At 63.9% G+C, this 15,540-nt stretch carries 15 protein-coding genes; 5 read left to right on the top strand and 10 right to left on the bottom strand.

The features are described from left to right. Nucleotides 1-54: 54 nt before the first annotated feature. The 6 genes from AC3A6F_RS09155 to AC3A6F_RS09130 all read right to left on the bottom strand — a co-directional run bounded on the left by AC3A6F_RS09155 (nt 55) and on the right by AC3A6F_RS09130 (nt 6,946). Nucleotides 55-411, bottom strand: coding sequence for a flagellar protein FlaG (locus tag AC3A6F_RS09155; RefSeq protein WP_487679980.1), 357 nt, complete (start codon nt 409-411; stop codon nt 55-57). Between the two features lie 87 nt (nt 412-498). Next, nucleotides 499-1,950 (bottom strand): flagellin N-terminal helical domain-containing protein, encoded by a 1,452-nt coding sequence (locus tag AC3A6F_RS09150; protein ID WP_487679978.1) that lies wholly within the window; start codon nt 1,948-1,950, stop codon nt 499-501. Between the two features lie 242 nt (nt 1,951-2,192). Then, complete coding sequence (fliB, locus tag AC3A6F_RS09145) at nt 2,193-3,422, bottom strand: flagellin lysine-N-methylase (protein WP_487679976.1); 1,230 nt, start codon at nt 3,420-3,422, stop codon at nt 2,193-2,195. A gap of 59 nt (nt 3,423-3,481) precedes the next feature. Then, nucleotides 3,482-5,062: a GGDEF domain-containing protein gene (locus AC3A6F_RS09140; RefSeq protein WP_487679974.1), complete on the bottom strand. Its 1,581-nt coding sequence runs from the start codon at nt 5,060-5,062 to the stop codon at nt 3,482-3,484. Nucleotides 5,063-5,195: 133 nt separating this feature from the next. Continuing rightward, nucleotides 5,196-5,843 (bottom strand): response regulator transcription factor, encoded by a 648-nt coding sequence (locus AC3A6F_RS09135; RefSeq protein ID WP_320475992.1) that lies wholly within the window; start codon nt 5,841-5,843, stop codon nt 5,196-5,198. After that, nucleotides 5,840-6,946: a sensor histidine kinase gene (locus AC3A6F_RS09130; protein ID WP_487679972.1), complete on the bottom strand. Its 1,107-nt coding sequence runs from the start codon at nt 6,944-6,946 to the stop codon at nt 5,840-5,842. Before AC3A6F_RS09130 ends, AC3A6F_RS09135 begins: the two co-directional genes overlap by 4 nt. Nucleotides 6,947-7,056: 110 nt before the next feature. Here AC3A6F_RS09130 and greB point away from each other — a divergent pair, with 110 nt between their 5' ends. Both greB and AC3A6F_RS09120 read left to right on the top strand, forming a co-directional pair. Then, nucleotides 7,057-7,623, top strand: coding sequence for a transcription elongation factor GreB (gene greB / locus AC3A6F_RS09125; RefSeq protein ID WP_123069760.1), 567 nt, complete (start codon nt 7,057-7,059; stop codon nt 7,621-7,623). A 28-nt stretch (nt 7,624-7,651) separates the two neighbouring features. Continuing rightward, nucleotides 7,652-8,251 carry a biliverdin-producing heme oxygenase gene (locus tag AC3A6F_RS09120; protein ID WP_487679970.1) on the top strand — a complete coding sequence of 200 codons (600 nt, stop codon included), beginning with the start codon at nt 7,652-7,654 and terminating at the stop codon, nt 8,249-8,251. A gap of 142 nt (nt 8,252-8,393) precedes the next feature. Here AC3A6F_RS09120 and AC3A6F_RS09115 read toward each other — a convergent pair whose 3' ends face one another. The 4 genes from AC3A6F_RS09115 to AC3A6F_RS09100 form a co-directional block, all read right to left on the bottom strand. Continuing rightward, nucleotides 8,394-10,640, bottom strand: coding sequence for a RelA/SpoT family protein (locus AC3A6F_RS09115; RefSeq protein ID WP_487679969.1), 2,247 nt, complete (start codon nt 10,638-10,640; stop codon nt 8,394-8,396). 78 nt (nt 10,641-10,718) lie between these two features. Next, nucleotides 10,719-10,922 (bottom strand): DNA-directed RNA polymerase subunit omega, encoded by a 204-nt coding sequence (gene rpoZ, locus AC3A6F_RS09110; protein WP_123069763.1) that lies wholly within the window; start codon nt 10,920-10,922, stop codon nt 10,719-10,721. Nucleotides 10,923-10,999: 77 nt separating this feature from the next. Next, nucleotides 11,000-11,647 carry a guanylate kinase gene (gmk, locus tag AC3A6F_RS09105; protein WP_487679966.1) on the bottom strand — a complete coding sequence of 216 codons (648 nt, stop codon included), beginning with the start codon at nt 11,645-11,647 and terminating at the stop codon, nt 11,000-11,002. Between the two features lie 213 nt (nt 11,648-11,860). Beyond that, complete coding sequence (locus AC3A6F_RS09100) at nt 11,861-12,748, bottom strand: YicC/YloC family endoribonuclease (protein ID WP_487679964.1); 888 nt, start codon at nt 12,746-12,748, stop codon at nt 11,861-11,863. Between the two features lie 94 nt (nt 12,749-12,842). Between AC3A6F_RS09100 and AC3A6F_RS09095 the strand changes: the two genes are divergently transcribed. From AC3A6F_RS09095 to rph, 3 genes are read left to right on the top strand one after another with little or no spacing between them, the layout of a single operon-like run. Continuing rightward, nucleotides 12,843-13,850, top strand: coding sequence for a serine/threonine protein kinase (locus AC3A6F_RS09095; protein WP_487679962.1), 1,008 nt, complete (start codon nt 12,843-12,845; stop codon nt 13,848-13,850). A gap of 2 nt (nt 13,851-13,852) precedes the next feature. Then, complete coding sequence (locus tag AC3A6F_RS09090) at nt 13,853-14,779, top strand: PP2C family protein-serine/threonine phosphatase (RefSeq protein WP_487679960.1); 927 nt, start codon at nt 13,853-13,855, stop codon at nt 14,777-14,779. Nucleotides 14,780-14,792: 13 nt separating this feature from the next. Next, a complete protein-coding gene (gene rph, locus AC3A6F_RS09085; protein ID WP_487679958.1) occupies nt 14,793-15,524 on the top strand; it encodes a ribonuclease PH in 732 nt (243 codons plus the stop codon). Nucleotides 15,525-15,540: the final 16 nt, after the last annotated feature.

Raw genomic sequence — 15,540 nt, 5'->3', positions numbered from 1 at the left:
TATAAAAAGCGCCACGTCCTCGCGGAGGTGGCGCTTTTTTCACCCAAAAGTGATTCAGGCGGTTTGCCGGATCAGCAATCCCTGCATCTTGTCGATTGCCTTGGCCATTTCCAGTGCTTCCTTGCTGGGCATCTGACGCACCACTTCCCTGGTGCTCTGGTCGATGATCTTGACCACGATTTCCTGGCTGTCCTCGTCGATCTCGAACTCCAGAGACTGGGCCGAGGGCGGCATCGCCTCATTGAGCTTCTTGACCGCTGCCGACACTTCGTCCTTGCCGGGCAGCGCATCGGGCGCATCCGGCGTATCCGGACGCACCTGGCGCGCGTTGACCGCGCCCGCCGCAGTGGCCGCAGCCGGACGTTCCTCGGGCTTGGCGATGGTGGGCGTACCAATTGACTGGATCTGCATGTCGCACTCCCTAATGAAAATTCCCCGGCCAGATTTCTCTGGCCGAGGAACCGCTTACCTCGCGTTGTGACTACCGTTGGCTAGCGATTAGCCACGCAGCAGCGACAGGACGCCGTTCGGCAGCGAGTTGGCCTGGGCCAGCATCGAGGTACCAGCCTGTTGCAGGATCTGACCGCGGGTCATCTTTGCGGTTTCAGCAGCGAAGTCGGTATCGACGATGCGGCTGCGCGATGCCGACAGGTTCTCGGTCGACGAACCCAGGTTCGAGATCGCCGATTCGAAACGCGACTGCAGTGCGCCGTATTCGGCGCGCTGGCTGTTGACCGCTGCCAGTGCGGCATCGGCGGTGCGGATGGCAGCCTGTGCGCCTTCGAAGGTGCCGATGTCGAGGTCGGCTACCGAATCGAGGTCCGAGTTGCCGGTCAGGCCCATCGTGGTGGTCGCATCAACCACCGAGAAGCTCTTTTCCGAGTTCATGGTGATCTTGCCCATCGCGGTGCCGCCGTTCGCGCCCATCGTGTCAACCGCGTCGCCCTTGCCGCCGGTGGCGTTGTACGTGGACAGATTGGCATCGCCGGCGGCGGCGTCGGCGCTCGTGTTCTTCAGCTTGATGTCGTTGCCGTCAGCGTGGGTCAGCTTGATGCCGCCATTCTTGGTGTCGTACGATGCGGTGACGCCGGTCTTGGCCGACTGGGCATTGAAGGCGCTGATGGCGCCGGCATGGCCGTTGGCGTCGTCGGTGCCGACCGAGAACGAGATCGTGACGGCATCGTCGTTATCCGACTCCAGCGTCATCGTGTACGACGAGCTGGCGACCAGGTCCAGGTTGGCGTCGGTTTTCGCAGTTGCAGTAACACCGGTTTCGCCGCTGGCGGTGTTGATCTGGGCCACGGTGTCTTTGGCGGTGGCGCCGGCAGCAACGTTGATGCCCTTCGTGCCCTGCGAACCGTTGATGGTGACGGTGCCGGCAACCACGCCGTTGGTCGCGGCGGAAGATGCGCTCTTGGCGGCGATGTCGGTGGTGTTATTGCCGTAGGTCGAGGTGGTGAAGTTCGAGCCATTCATCGAGATCAGCTGGCCTGCATTGGCGCCGACCTGGAAGTTCGCGGTGCCCATCGTGCCGTCCATCAGCTTCTGGCCGTTGAACTCGGTGGTGTTGGCGATACGGTTCAGTTCCGAGGTCAGTTGGGTAACTTCGGTCTGCAGCGCTTTACGGTCGCTCGACGAGTTCGACGAGTTCGACGACTGCACTGCCAGTTCACGGATACGCTGCAGGATGTCGCCCGAGCTCGACAGTGCGCCTTCGGCGGTCTGGGCCATCGACACGCCATCGTTGGCGTTGCGGGTAGCCTGGGTCATGCCCTTGATCTGCGAGTTCATGCGGTCGGAAATCGCGAGGCCGGCGGCGTCATCCTTGGCGCTGTTGATGCGCATGCCCGACGACAGGCGTTGGATCGAGGTGTTCAGCTGCGACTGCGAGGTCGACAGGTTACGCTGCGAGTTCAGGGAAGGAACGTTGGTATTGATTACGGATGCCATGGTGTCTACTCCAGAGACGTGGTCTTACAGGGTGCAGCGACCGTGCTGCTGTGTACTTTGGTCCGTCGCGCTGTTCCGTGACGTTCAAACCGCTGTTGTTGCTGGTAACGGTGCCCTATGGAAAAAGTTTAGGGCCCCGTTTCGAAATAAATGGCTTGCGACGAGGGCGCTGGCAAAAAGCGCTGGCCTTGGCGGCAGGCAAAAAAGGAACTTGAGGGCAAAAATAATTTTTATTTAGGGGCTCAGGTCTTGAGTAATGTGTACAGTTTGCTAAGTTCCGCCCAGCCGCTGTCATACAGGGAATCGTTGACGCGCTTGGTATAGCCGGGCACATGCTGGAAACGCCGGCAATGCAGCTGCACCGTCGACACCAGGGTGGCGAGCGGCGGCAGCTCGCCTTCGGTATTGCATTGCACGGCAAGAATCAGGCGCAGCAGGCCGAAGCGCGCCATCAGCTGCACATAGCTGTCGTAGGGCGTTGCGCCGTTGAACGGGATGAGTTCGACCAGGACTTCATTGACCAGATAATGTTCGAGCAGCCATGGCGCCTCGGCCAGTGCTTCGTCGAGGCGGCCCAGGCCGTGCCGGTACGCGCCCACCAGGCGCTCGGCGCTGACCTGGCCGTGGGCATCGGCGCCGAACCTGGTAGCGACCTCGTGCATCAAGGCCTGTTCGAGCGTTGAGGTGGATTCGAAGCCCTTGGTGGCCCACAAAGTGGCGAACACCATGGCCTGGGCATCATGGTCGGGCTGGATCAGGTCCAGCGTCGCGACCAGCTCGCCGTTTTCGACCAGGCGCACGAAGTCGTCGATCATGGCGGGAATGGTCTCCTGTCCGCCACTCGCGCATAGCGCGCTCAGGGTGTCGCAGAAGGCGCCCAGCAACACCAGGCGCTGCCACAAGGACAGGTCGCGGGTACGCAGCAGATTCAGGCAAAAGATGCGCGTCTCGGCCATCAGCGCCGGCGATACACCGAAACGCGGCCCGACGCCGAGCATGGCCGCATGCCGGAGCTGGACCGGGGCCTCGACGAAATCGAAGGCGTCTTCGGCCAGCAGGGCCAGGCGCGCGGCTTCGGGACAGGACAAGGTGATCGACTGCTCGACCTGGCCATGCACGCTGCGGTTGGTGCGCGGGTAGGTGTGGCAGGTGTCGGACAGGTAGGATTCGCCAAGGTGGGTTTGCACCGAGCACATGCCATCCTGGAGTGCCGGGCATCGCTGTTCCTGGCCAACCGCCGTGATCGCACCGTAGGCATCCTCGCCGCCACCGTCCAGGCGCGTCATATTGGCCATCATGCGCCCGAGGGCCGGGACCGATTCCTTGCGATAGGCCTTGTAGGTCTTCTTGTCGACATACACCGTCCAGCCGGAGCAGCAGGTGTCTTCGCAACTGGCGCCGATGCAGCGGAACCGCTCGACGAAGCGGGGCATGAGCGCGGACAAGGACTGGGTGCGATGCAGGATGGGCATGGACTGGCTGCTTGAAGATGACTACATTGCAGCCGAGTATAAATCCGGCATGACGCCGGTCAATCCGCGATCACCACCCGATTCTTCCCGCTATTCTTGGCTTGGTACATCGCCTTGTCGGCGCGCGCCATGAGCGACGCCTGCTCTTCGTTGGGCGTGCGCAGCGCGACCCCGCACGAGAACGTGATCAGCATCTTCTCGTTATCGTGCAAGAAGAAATGCTTGGTCAGCTCGCGCTGCACCCGCACCATGGCCGCCGCCGCAGCGTCGACCGTGGTCTCGGGCAGCAGGATCAAAAATTCCTCGCCGCCGAAGCGGGCGATGACGTCCATCGAGCGCAGCGTGTCGCGCACCACCTTCACCAGGTGCTTGAGCGCGGCGTCGCCCGCCATATGCCCATAGGTGTCGTTCAGGCGCTTGAAATTGTCGAGGTCGAGCAGGGCCACGCACAGCGGCGTCTTGCGGCGGTCGGCGCGCGCGCTTTCGCGTTCGAACACATCGTCAAGGCCGCGGCGGTTGAGGCTGCCGGTCAGCTGGTCCTCGCGCACCAGCTCGCTCATATGCTGCAGCTCGGCCTCCAGCTCACGAATGCGCTGCTCGGCCTCCTGCACCTCTTTATGCGCGCCGACCATGCGGTCGCGCGAGGCCAGCGCCTCGTCCTGGGCGCTGCGCATCTCGCGCAGCACTTCGTCGAGCACGCCGTTGATCTCGTTCACGTCGGTGGCACGGCCGATGCGCTCGGAGAAGCCGCCCAGCCTGGCATGGTAGTCGCTGGTCGAGGCGGCGGCCGATCCCAAGCGGTCGATGAAGGTCATCATCATGTTCTTCATGGCCCCCCGCACGTCGTCGATGCCGTGCTTGAGGTGGCCCTGCTTGATGATCACGTCCTTCAGGCCGCGGGTGGCGTCTTCCAGCGCGCGCGTGTCAAGCGGGCCCTTGATCAGGTCCTGCACCACCAGCACCTGGCCGCGCATATAGTTGTCGTCGTCGAGCAGGCCTTCGATATTGTCGAGCAGCAGGCGGAACAGGCGCAGCAGCAGTTCCTGCTGTTCGGCGCCGTCGTCCTTGCGCAGCTCGATCTGGAAGCACAATTGCTTCAGGCGGGCCGCGATGTCCTGCAGTTCCGATTCGCCGACGGCGGTCTTGACCGCCGCGCCCAGCGCCTCGGCCTCGGCCGACAGTTCGGCGTCGCCGCTCAGCAGCGAGGCGCAGGCGAACGACAGGGTGCGCGCCAGCATCTCGCGCAGCAGCACGGTGTCCGGCTCCTCGTCGCCCAGGGCCATCACCGGGGTATTGCGGCGCAGGTGGCGGTCAAGCATCTGTCCCAGCGCCTGGGTGTAGCCAGTCCAGTCTTCGAGCTTGACCGCGCGCGCCATGCGGCGGCCATACTCGGACAGCTCGCCCGGCGTCTCGGCCATGCGGCGCGCGAAGCCGGCCAGGACCTCGACCGCGCCAAGGTCGGGAGTCGATGCGGGAGGCGGCGCCGATGGCGTGCCGGCGATCTCGTCGTAGATGGCGCGGTAATTGTCCGGCGTCGGCGCGAGGCGGCGCGTGGCGAGGCGGCGGAAGGCCTCGCGGGCAATCTCAGCGGGGTTGGCTGGCTGGTTCACGGCGGGCGCGGCAGGAGTTGAGATGGACATGGATTACTGCGCAATGACGAATTCGCGGGATTGGCGACATGATAATCAGCTTTTTTGCCGTGTATCAATTAAAAAACGGTAACACGGCCCTTGAATGCATCGGTTGCCGCCTTATCACAACGGAATGTCACATTCAATCCACCAAACCGTTACGGATGGCGTAGGTCGTCAGCTCGGCGCTGGTCTTGAGTTGCATCTTGACCAACAAGCGAGCGCGGTATTCGCTGATGGTCTTGACCGACAGCGACAGCTCGCGCGCGATCTCGCTGACCGTCATGCCCGAGGCGATCATGGTCAGGGTCTGGTATTCGCGGTCGGACAGGCCTTCGTGCACCGCCGCCTCGTGGTCCGCGCCGATCGAGCTGGCCAGGGTCTGGGCCAGCGCAGCGCTCACGTATTTCTGGCCGCCCGCCACCTGGCGGATCGCCGTCACCAGCTCGCGCGGCGCGCTCTGCTTGGTGAGATAACCGGACGCGCCGGCTTTCAGCGCGCGGATCGCGTACTGGTCTTCGCGGTGCATCGACAGCATCAGCACCGCCAGTTCGGGCCGGTCTTTCTTTATCTGCTTCAACACGTCGATGCCATTGCGGTCGGGCAGCGAGATATCGAGCAGCATCACATTGGCCTTGGACTTGCCCACCAGCCGGGCGGCGTCGACGCCGTTCTCGGCCTCGCCCGCGACATTGATGTCGCGCTGCTCGGCCAGGATCTGCTTCAGGCCCTCGCGCACGATGGCATGGTCGTCGGCAATGAAAACGCGGATGGTTACTTTTTCGGTCATTCTTCTTCTTGTGCTGCCCTGTCTGTCGCCGCCTGCTGCGCGGAGGTCCGGGGTGCCAGCCTGGTCTTGATGGTCACCATCGTGCCACCTCCGGGCGCACACGACAAGGCCAGCGTGCCCCCGAGGGCGCTGGCGCGCTCGCTCATGCCGCGCAGGCCGAACGATTGCGGCTTGAGGCGGTCGGCGGGCTGGATGCCGCGGCCGTTGTCGCAGATCGACAGGGTGAGCAGATTGCGCTGGCGCTGCAGCGACACCGTGACCCGGGTCGCACTGGCATGCTTGGCGATGTTGGTGAGCGCTTCCTGGAAGATGCGGAACAGCGCGGAGGCATGGTCGGGCTCGAGCTCCAGGTCCTTGTCTGGACAGCGCATGATGACGGCGATTCCCATCTGCTTCTCGAACTCGTGCGCCTGCCACTCGAGTGCGGCGACGATGCCGAGGTCGAGCGTGCTCGGGCGCAGGTCGAGCGAGATGCGGTGCACGGCCTCGATGGTGCGGTCGACCAGGTCGTCGACGTAGTTGGCCTTGTCGAGCAGGTCAGGCTGATCCGGCGGCAGGCGCGCCGACAGCATGGCCAGCGCCATCTTGATCGCGGTGAGGTTGCCGCCCAGGTCGTCGTGGATCTCGCGCGCGATGCGGGTGCGCTCGTCTTCCTTGGCCTGTTCGATATGCGCGGTCAGCTCGGCCAGGCGTTCGCGCGAACGGTGCGATTCTTCCTGCTCCTGCTTGCTTGCCGTGATATTGGTCATGATGCCATCCCACTGAACTGCGCCGTCCTCGCGGGTATGCGGGGTGGCGCGCAGGTTGATCCACTTGACGTCGTTCCAGGCCGGAATCCGGATCCGTCCCTCCCAGTTCCAGGCCGCCAGGGCGGCGGCCGACATCTGCATCGCCTCATGGTAGGCGCGCCGGTCTTCCGGCAGGATCAGTCCTTCGAACAGGGCGGGATCGTCCTGCAGCTCGCCGGGCGCCAGGCCGAGCAGCGCGCTGCAGCCATCGTTCAGGCAGGGAAAGCCGATGGCGCCGTCGGGATGCAGGACGAACTGGTAGACCAGGCCGGAAGTGGGAGGATGTTCGGTGTGGAAAGAGGAGGGCAGGCTCATTGTTTGTCTCGTCGCTTCTTTTTTTGCACTGCTTTTGAGTTGTCTGCATCATACGATAAAAGCGCGCGAATCCCGGCGCAGGCAACGCCAAGTCTCGTTACAATAAGGTCATGAATAAGGCATTTGTTAAAGAGTCCGACAACGACGACGACGAAGACGCGTTGGCCCTGGCGCAGGCGATTCCCGCCGGCGCCAAGAACTACATCACCCCGGCCGGCTACCAGCGCATCAAGGATGAGCTGCTGCAGCTGATCGACGTCGACCGTCCAGAGGTGGTGCGCATCGTGCACTGGGCCGCGTCGAACGGCGACCGTTCCGAGAACGGCGACTACATCTATGGCAAGCGCCGCCTGCGCGAGATCGACCGCCGCATCCGCTTTCTCACCAAGCGCATGGATTCGGCCTTCGTGGTCGACCCGACTGTTCACTACGGCAATGACCAGGTCTTTTTCGGGGCCACGGTGGGCTATATCAACAAGGCGGGCGAGGAGCACACCGTCACCATCGTCGGCGTGGACGAGCTCGACCCCTTGAAGGGCAAGATCAGCTGGGTGTCGCCGGTGGCCCGCGCACTCACCAAGTGCCGCGAGGGCGATGTGGTGCCGCTGCAGACCCCGCTCGGCATGGACGAGCTCGAGATTATCTCGGTCGACTACCCCGAACCCGTGGCCGACTGAATGATTGGTTCGCTGCTAAGATAAGGGCATGAACCGACCCCACGATACGGCGCCCGATGTGGACGCCCTGGCCGCGCTGCGCGCCGCCACTTCCGAACGCCACGAGCGCCTCGACAGCGGCCTGCCGCTGTCCGGCCCCGCTCCCGATATGCATGACTATGCCGCGCACCTGACCCTGGTGCGCGACTGGCTGGCGCCGCTGCAGGCCTGGCTGGATGATTTCAACGATGGCCCGCAAACGGTCTTGCCGGAGGTCGGGCGGCTGGCGCTGATCGACGCCGATCTGAACGAACCCGCCATGCCGCCGGTGCGTGTGCCTTCGACACCGCATGCCTGGCCGCGGGATGCCAGCGCCGCCTACCGCTGGGGCGTGGCGTACGTGATCGAAGGTTCGCAGCTGGGCGGGAAGGTGTTGTACGGGAAGCTCTCGGAGCGGCTGGCGCCGCATCCGCTGCGCTACCTGCGCGGGGCCGATGAAGGCCCGGGACCGCGCTGGCGCGCGTTCATGCTGGCGTTGAAAGAGCACGTGAAGTCGCCCGACGAGATTGCCGATGCGTGCGCGGGGGCGTGTGCGGCGTTTGACAGTATTCTGGGGCTGAGCGTCGACAAGGTCGACAAGAACGCCTGATCGGCCGACCGCAGCCCGCACCCTGAACCCGTCGTTCCCGCGAAGGCGGGAACCCAAGGTTGCACGCTGAGTGGCGCTGCTTGATCTAACTCTAAGCGTAAAACTTAGGTTCCCGCCTTCGCGGGAACGATGGCGGGCAAGATCACGATCGCTCGCGCTCCACCCGGTTGACCCCCGCCACCCGGCGCAGATTACGGATCAACTGCGCCAGATGCACCCGGTCCTTGATCTGGATCGTGAAGCGCAATTGCGTCATGCTGTGCTCGTCATCCTCGTCCATGCCCACATACGTGATGTTAGCGTCCGACTCGCCGATCTCGGCGGCCACGCGGGCGAGAATGCCTTTTTCGTTGTTGATCAACAGGCGGATGCGACAGTCGAAGCGGCGGTTGAGCTCGTCACCCCATTGCACGGAGATCCAGCGGTCGGGTTCCTTGGCGCGGACGCGCTTGGCCGGCAGGCAGTCGCAGGTGTGAACCACCAGCGCCTGGTCGCGCCGCAGCTGGCCGGTGATCTCGTCGCCCGGGATCGGCAGGCAGCACGGCGCCAGCTGCACCGCCACGCCTTCGCTGCCGTAGATCGTGACCGGCGCGATCTCGCTGCTGGGGATCGGTTTGTTCGAGGGCAGCAGTTCGGGGTCGCCTTCCATCAGGCCGAAGATGTGGCGGGCCACCAGGGCCGGCATGCGCTTGCCGATGCCGATGTCGGCATACATTTCTTCGAGCGACTTGGCCGAGGTCTCGGCCAGCAGGCGCTCGATGACGGCGTCCGACAGCTCCGGCTTGATATTGCGCACCGCCAGCGCCTGGGCCAGCAGTTCCTGGCCCAGCTCGACCGATTCGTTGACGTCGATTGCACGCAGGTGGTGGCGAATCGCCGAGCGCGCCTTGCCGGTGCGCACGAACGTGAGCCAGGTCGGGCTCGGACGCGATTCCGGGTCGGTGATGATCTCGACGATGTCGCCGTTGTGCAGCTCGGTGCGCAGCGGTTGATCCTCGTTGTTGATCTTGACGCCCACCGTGTGGTCGCCGATGCCGGTGTGGATCGAGTAGGCGAAGTCCAGCGCCGTGGCGCCGCGCGGCAGGGCGATGATCTTTGACTTGGGCGTGAACACATAGACCGAATCCGGGAACAGGTCGACTTTCACGTGTTCGAGGAACTCGGCCGAGTCGCCGGTCTGCTGCTGGATGTCGAGCAGCGACTGCAGCCAGGCATGGGTGCGGTGCTGCAGGTCGGTGATGTTGGAGTCGCCCGTCTTGTACAGCCAGTGCGCCGCCACGCCGCTTTCGGCGGTGCGGTGCATTTCTTGCGTGCGGATCTGGAATTCGACCGGGGTGCCGTAGGGGCCGATCAGGGTGGTGTGCAGCGACTGGTAGCCGTTGATCTTGCCGATCGCGATATAGTCCTTGAACTTGCCGGGCATCGGCTTGTACAGGGCGTGCAGGGTGCCGAGCGCCACATAACAATTGGGCACGCTGTCGACGACGACGCGAAAGCCGTACACGTCCAGCACCTGCGAGAACGACAGGTGCTTGTTGCGCATCTTTTTATAGATGCCGTACAGCGTCTTTTCGCGGCCGTCGACTTCGAACTGCAATCCGCTCGAGGCCAGCTGGTTCTTGACTGCCTCGAGGATCTTCTTGACCACTTCGCGGCGGTTGCCGCGCGCGGCCTTGATCGCCTTCGACAGGGTCTGGTAGCGCAGCGGATACAGGTGCGAGAATGACAGGTCTTGCAGCTCGCGATAGATATTGTTCAGGCCGAGGCGGTGGGCGATGGGCACGTACACTTCCATCGTCTCGCCGGCGATGCGGCGCTTCTTGGCCGGCACCATGACGCCCAGCGTGCGCATATTGTGCAGGCGGTCGGCGAGCTTGATCAGGATCACGCGCACGTCGGACGCCATCGCCAGCAGCATCTTGCGGAAATTCTCGGCCTGCGCTTCTAGCTGGCTCTGGAACTCGATCTTCTCGAGCTTGGACAGGCCGTCGACGAGGTTGGCGACCTGGGCGCCGAAGCGCTCGATCAGCTCGTCCTTTTTGACGTCCTGGTCTTCGATCACGTCGTGCAGCAGGGCGGCCATGATGGCTTGCGCATCGAGTTTCCACTCGGCGCAGATCTCGGCGACGGCGATCGGATGGGAGATATAGGGCTCGCCCGACTTGCGGACCTGGCCCAGGTGCATCTCGTCGGAGAAGCGGTAGGCTTCCTTGACCTTCTTGAGTTCTGCGGGCGTGAGGTATTCGGACAGCTTCGCGATCAGCTGCGTGACCGAGGCCACACCGGGCGCGACCGGCTCGGCAAAGTCCGGCGGACGATTGTCGGCGCGCCGCTCGCGTGGAGCAACGGGGTTGCGTGAATTGGTCGAATCTGGAGGAAACAGGTTCATTACGTTAGTCGTCAAGCCGTAGTAGGTACAGAATAACAGAAGACGGGATGACGCTAATTCAGGCAACCCCGAAGGGAATTACATCGGCACTTTTTTCAGCATTTCGATGCCGACCTTGCCGGCGGCGATTTCGCGCAGGGCGACGACGGTCGGCTTGTCCTTGGCTTCGACCTTCGGGGTGTGGCCTTGCAACAACTGACGAGCACGGTAGGTGGCGGACAGGGTCAGCTGGAAGCGGTTCGGGATGTTCTTGAGGCAGTCTTCGATGGTGATGCGGGCCATGTGTGCTCCTAATGTGCAATAAATTCAAAACGCGAGGGCAACGACAACAGTGAAAGCGCGCCTAAAAGGCGCGCTGATCAGGATTGAGGTTGATGCGCGTGGATTCCCAGTTGGGCAAACAGCGTAGCGTTGCGGGCGGCCTGTTGGGCAAATCGGCAACGTGTCGCTTTGACAATCGCCTGCAGTTCGGCCAGGGCGACGTTAAACTCTTCGTTGATGATAGCATATTCGAACTCTGGAGCGTGAGCGATCTCGCCGCCGGCCGCCAGCAGGCGGCGCGTGATGATGTGCGGCTCGTCGGTGCCACGCTTGTGCAGGCGCTCTTCCAGCGCCTCGATCGACGGCGGCAAAATAAAGATGCCGGCCGCGTCCGGGAACAGTTTCTTCACCTGGCGAGCGCCCTGCCAGTCGATCTCGAGCAGGATGTCGGTGCCGTTCTTCATCTCTTGTTCGACGGTCAGGCGGCTCGTGCCGTAGTAATTGCCGTGCACCTCGGCCCATTCCAGGAATTCGCCGCGTTCGGCGCGGGTGACGAAATCCTCGGCGGTGGTGAAGTGATAGTGCTCGCCATCCAGCTCGCCCGTGCGCGGCTTGCGGGTCGTGGTCGAGATCGACAGCTTGATGCCCGGTTCCTGCGCCAGCAGGGCGTTGACCAGGCTCGACTTGCCGGCGCCGGACGGTGCGGCGACGATGAACAGGCTGCCGGAGAAGGCTTGTGGGAGCATGGGAAATCCTTTGTCAATACGTTTTTTTCGCGAGTTCGTATCGCGATAATAGTGAACAATCACGCTAGCATAAATACGTCGTTCCCGCGAAGGCGGGAACCCAAGTTTTTGGCGTCTCGATAACGCTTGCAAACTTAGGTTCCCGCCTGCGCGGGAACGACGTTTTGGGGCTGGCAAAAAAATAAATGTGCGTGCTGAACAACGTCAGCCGGATCACTCCAGATTCTGCACCTGCTCCCGCATCTGTTCGATGAGCAGCTTCAGTTCCATCGACGCATCGGCCAGCTCCTTGACCGAGGCCTTGGCGCCCAGCGTGTTCGCTTCGCGGTTCAGTTCCTGCATCATGAAGTCGAGGCGCTTGCCGACCTGGCCGCCTTTTTTGAGGATGTGGCGGGTTTCGTTCAGGTGGGCCGACAGGCGCGACAGCTCTTCGGAGACGTCGATGCGGATGCCGTACAGCGTCACTTCTTGCCGGATCCGCTCCAGCACTTCCTGGCGCGTGAGTGTCGACGGATTGCCGTGGCCGGCCAGGCCCAATGCATCCTGCATACGTTCGATGGCCTTGTGCTGGAATTGCGAAATGACTTGCGGGATCAGTGGCGTGATGCGCTTGACGATCGCTTCCATCGATTCGATGCGCGATTGCAGCATCGTTTCGAGCGCCGCGCCTTCGCGCCTGCGGCTGTCGACGAAAGCGGCGATGGTGGTGGCGGTGAGGGCGGCGACATCAAGCTGCAGCGACTCCTGGCCGATCGTCGATTCTTCGATGACGCCGGGCCAGCGCAGCAGCTCGGCCACCGTCATCGGGGTTGCCTGGGCAAAGTGACGCGTCACTTCGCCCTGCAGGCGGGCGAGGTCGGCCAGCAGTTCCTGGTTCAGCGCCGAGGAGCCGCCGCTGACCTTGCGGCCGAACGACAGGCGCACCTCGACCTTGCCGCGCGTGATCGCGGCCATGATTGCCGAACGCAGGTCGGGTTCCAGCGCGCGCAGTTCGTCATTGATGCGGAACTGCAGATCGAGGAAGCGCGAGTTGACGCTCTTGATTTCGATCGTGAGGGTTCCGGCAGCGCCTTCGCTGGTGGCGACCGCATAACCTGTCATGCTTGAAATGCTCAATGGGATCCCCGGTTTTTATTCTTTACAAAGCCGACATTTATCCACACAATCGCCCTGTTTAGCAAGGAAACCCACTTGGATGGCTGCACAGAATAACGCTCCCCTGCCCGATGGGCTGGACATTGCCGGATACCGCATTGTAAAGAAAATTGCGTCCGGTGGGTTCAGTATTGTTTACCTTGCCTATGACAGCGAAGGCAATGCGGTCGCCATCAAGGAGTATTTACCGAGCGCGCTCGCGCTGCGCCAGCCGGGCGAACTGGTGCCCGTCGTCGCCAAGCCGCACCTGGCCGTGTTCCGCATCGGCCTCAAGTGTTTCTTCGAAGAGGGCAGGGCGCTGGCGCGCATCGTGCACCCGAACGTGGTGCGCGTGCTGAACTTTTTCCGCGCCCACGACACCGTGTATATGGTGATGGCCTACGAATCCGGCCACTCGCTGCAAGAGCACATCGCGCGCGCCGCCGCCAAAGGCAGCCGCCCCGGCGAGCAGTTCGTGCGCCAGGTATTTACGGGTGTCTGCGCCGGCCTGCGCGAGGTGCACGCCAACAAGCTGCTGCACCTCGACCTCAAGCCCGCCAACATCTACCTGCGCCTTGATGCCTCTCCCTTGCTGCTCGACTTCGGCGCCGCGCGCCAGACCCTGCACAGCGACGCGCCGATGCTGGCGCCGATGTACACGCCGGGTTTCGCCGCGCCCGAGCTGTCCACACGCGGCGCCAGTCTCGGACCGTGGACCGATATCTACAGCCTGGGCGCCGCCATGCTGGCCTGCATGAGCTGCTCGACCCCGCAGTCGGTTGACGCGCGCCGCGCCGGCGACAAGCTGCTCGAGCAGCTGGATAAACTGGTAGGCCGCTATTCGCCCGAGCTAATCGATCTCGTGCAAGCCTGCCTGGCGCTCGATCCGCTCGCGCGTCCGCAGAGCGTGTTCGCGATCCAGAAAGCGCTGCAGGCCGCACCGGCGAAGCCGCTCGCGGCGGCGTCCGCATCGGCATCGATGAAGGCATCGGCGCAGCAAAGCGAGGCGCGCGGCGGCTGGCGCGCACTTGTCGACCGTCTCGGCGCATTCGGGCGCGGCCAGGGGTAATCATGCAATTTTCCGTCTACCAGCAAAGCCATATCGGCGGCCGCAAGGTCAACCAGGACCGCATGGGCTACTGCTTCACGCGCGACTCGCTGCTGCTCCTGCTGGCCGACGGCATGGGCGGGCACATGAACGGCGAGATCGCCGCGACCATCGCGCTGCAGACGGTGTCGATGATGTTCCGCACGCAGGCGCGTCCCTACGTCAAACGGCCCGAGCGCTTCCTTGAAGAAGCGCTGCTGCAGGCCCACCACGACATCCAGGCCTATGCCGCCACCCACGGCCTGCCCGAGATGCCGCGCACGACGGTCGTGGCCTGCCTGGTGCAGCACAACTGCGCGGTATGGGCCCATGCCGGCGACTCGCGCCTGTACTGGGTGCGGCGCAACCAGGTGCTGGCGCGCACGCGCGACCATTCGCATTTCGAGTACCTGGTCGACCGCGGCCGCGCCGATCCGAACGAGCGCGCGACCCACCCCGACCGCAACAAGCTGTACAACTGCCTGGGCGCCTCGAGCGCGCCCAAGATCGAGCTGTCGCACCAGGTCAGCCTGCAGCCGGGCGACGTGCTGCTGCTGTGCTCCGACGGCTTGTGGTCGATGCTGCCCGAGGCCGAGATCGTGCACCGCCTGGCCACCGGCAGCGTGGTGCAGGCCGTGCCCGGGATGGTGCAGATGGCCGCCGCCGTCGGCGGCGCCCAGGCCGACAACACGACCGCGCTGGCCATCGCCTGGCAGGGCGCCGACACCGCGCATGCCGGCCTGCCCAATGTGATCTCGACCCAGCTGCTGGGCGAGGACATGGTCAGGTCGACCATCGCCCGTGCCGACGCGGCCCCTGGCGGCGCGGACGCCTTCGGCGACGACGATATTGAAAAAGCGATCGCCGAGATCCGTGCGGCGATCGAGAAGTCATCCCAAGTCATCAAATAAGAAAGCAACCGTCATGACATTTGAACAGCGTCCCAGCGGCCGCGCGGTCGACCAGCTGCGTCCCGTCGCCATCACCCGCAACTACACGCGCCACGCCGAAGGCTCGGTGCTGATCGAGTTCGGCGACACCAGGGTGATCTGCACCGCCAGCATCGAAGAGAAGGTGCCGGGCTTCCTGAAGGGGAAGGGCCAGGGCTGGCTGACCGCGGAATACGGCATGCTGCCGCGCTCGACCCACAGCCGCATGGACCGCGAAGCCGCGCGCGGCAAGCAGAGCGGCCGCACCCAGGAAATCCAGCGCCTGATCGGCCGCTCGCTGCGCGCCGCCTTCGACCTGGAAGCCTTCGGCGAGCGCACCCTGCACCTCGATTGCGACGTGATCCAGGCCGACGGCGGCACCCGCACGGCAAGCATCACCGGCGCCATGGTGGCGGCCCATGACGCCTTCGCCAAACTGGTGGCGGCCGGCCTGATCCCGGCGATCCCGGTGCGCCATTTCGTGGCCGCCGTCTCGGTGGGCGTGTACCGCGGGGAGCCGGTGCTCGACCTCGACTATCCCGAGGACTCGGATTGCGATACCGACATGAACGTGGTGATGACCGAAACGGGCCACTTCATCGAAGTGCAGGGCACAGCCGAGGGCGCGGCCTTCGACCGCGCCGGCATGAATCGCCTGCTGGACCTGGCGCAGCAGGGCATCGCCGACCTGATCCACCTGCAGCAGCAGGCCTTGCAGCAACAGTAACAGTAACACCGGGGTC

The sequence above is a fragment of the Massilia sp. Soil_C_3 genome, from assembly GCF_057657035.1.
Note: the sequence above shows the minus strand (reverse complement) of the source record. Positions and strands in the feature narration are given on the sequence as shown.

Coding starts and splice junctions, on each gene's coding strand:
- AC3A6F_RS09115 (WP_487679969.1), bottom strand. CDS start 10,640: ATGAACCTGTTTCCTCCAGATTCGACCAATTCACGCAACCCCGTTGCT.
- fliB (WP_487679976.1), bottom strand. CDS start 3,422: ATGCCCATCCTGCATCGCACCCAGTCCTTGTCCGCGCTCATGCCCCGC.
- AC3A6F_RS09130 (WP_487679972.1), bottom strand. CDS start 6,946: ATGAGCCTGCCCTCCTCTTTCCACACCGAACATCCTCCCACTTCCGGC.
- rph (WP_487679958.1), top strand. CDS start 14,793: ATGACATTTGAACAGCGTCCCAGCGGCCGCGCGGTCGACCAGCTGCGT.
- AC3A6F_RS09090 (WP_487679960.1), top strand. CDS start 13,853: ATGCAATTTTCCGTCTACCAGCAAAGCCATATCGGCGGCCGCAAGGTC.
- greB (WP_123069760.1), top strand. CDS start 7,057: ATGAATAAGGCATTTGTTAAAGAGTCCGACAACGACGACGACGAAGAC.
- AC3A6F_RS09150 (WP_487679978.1), bottom strand. CDS start 1,950: ATGGCATCCGTAATCAATACCAACGTTCCTTCCCTGAACTCGCAGCGT.
- gmk (WP_487679966.1), bottom strand. CDS start 11,647: ATGCTCCCACAAGCCTTCTCCGGCAGCCTGTTCATCGTCGCCGCACCG.
- rpoZ (WP_123069763.1), bottom strand. CDS start 10,922: ATGGCCCGCATCACCATCGAAGACTGCCTCAAGAACATCCCGAACCGC.
- AC3A6F_RS09140 (WP_487679974.1), bottom strand. CDS start 5,062: ATGTCCATCTCAACTCCTGCCGCGCCCGCCGTGAACCAGCCAGCCAAC.
- AC3A6F_RS09120 (WP_487679970.1), top strand. CDS start 7,652: ATGAACCGACCCCACGATACGGCGCCCGATGTGGACGCCCTGGCCGCG.
- AC3A6F_RS09155 (WP_487679980.1), bottom strand. CDS start 411: ATGCAGATCCAGTCAATTGGTACGCCCACCATCGCCAAGCCCGAGGAA.
- AC3A6F_RS09135 (WP_320475992.1), bottom strand. CDS start 5,843: ATGACCGAAAAAGTAACCATCCGCGTTTTCATTGCCGACGACCATGCC.
- AC3A6F_RS09095 (WP_487679962.1), top strand. CDS start 12,843: ATGGCTGCACAGAATAACGCTCCCCTGCCCGATGGGCTGGACATTGCC.
- AC3A6F_RS09100 (WP_487679964.1), bottom strand. CDS start 12,748: ATGACAGGTTATGCGGTCGCCACCAGCGAAGGCGCTGCCGGAACCCTC.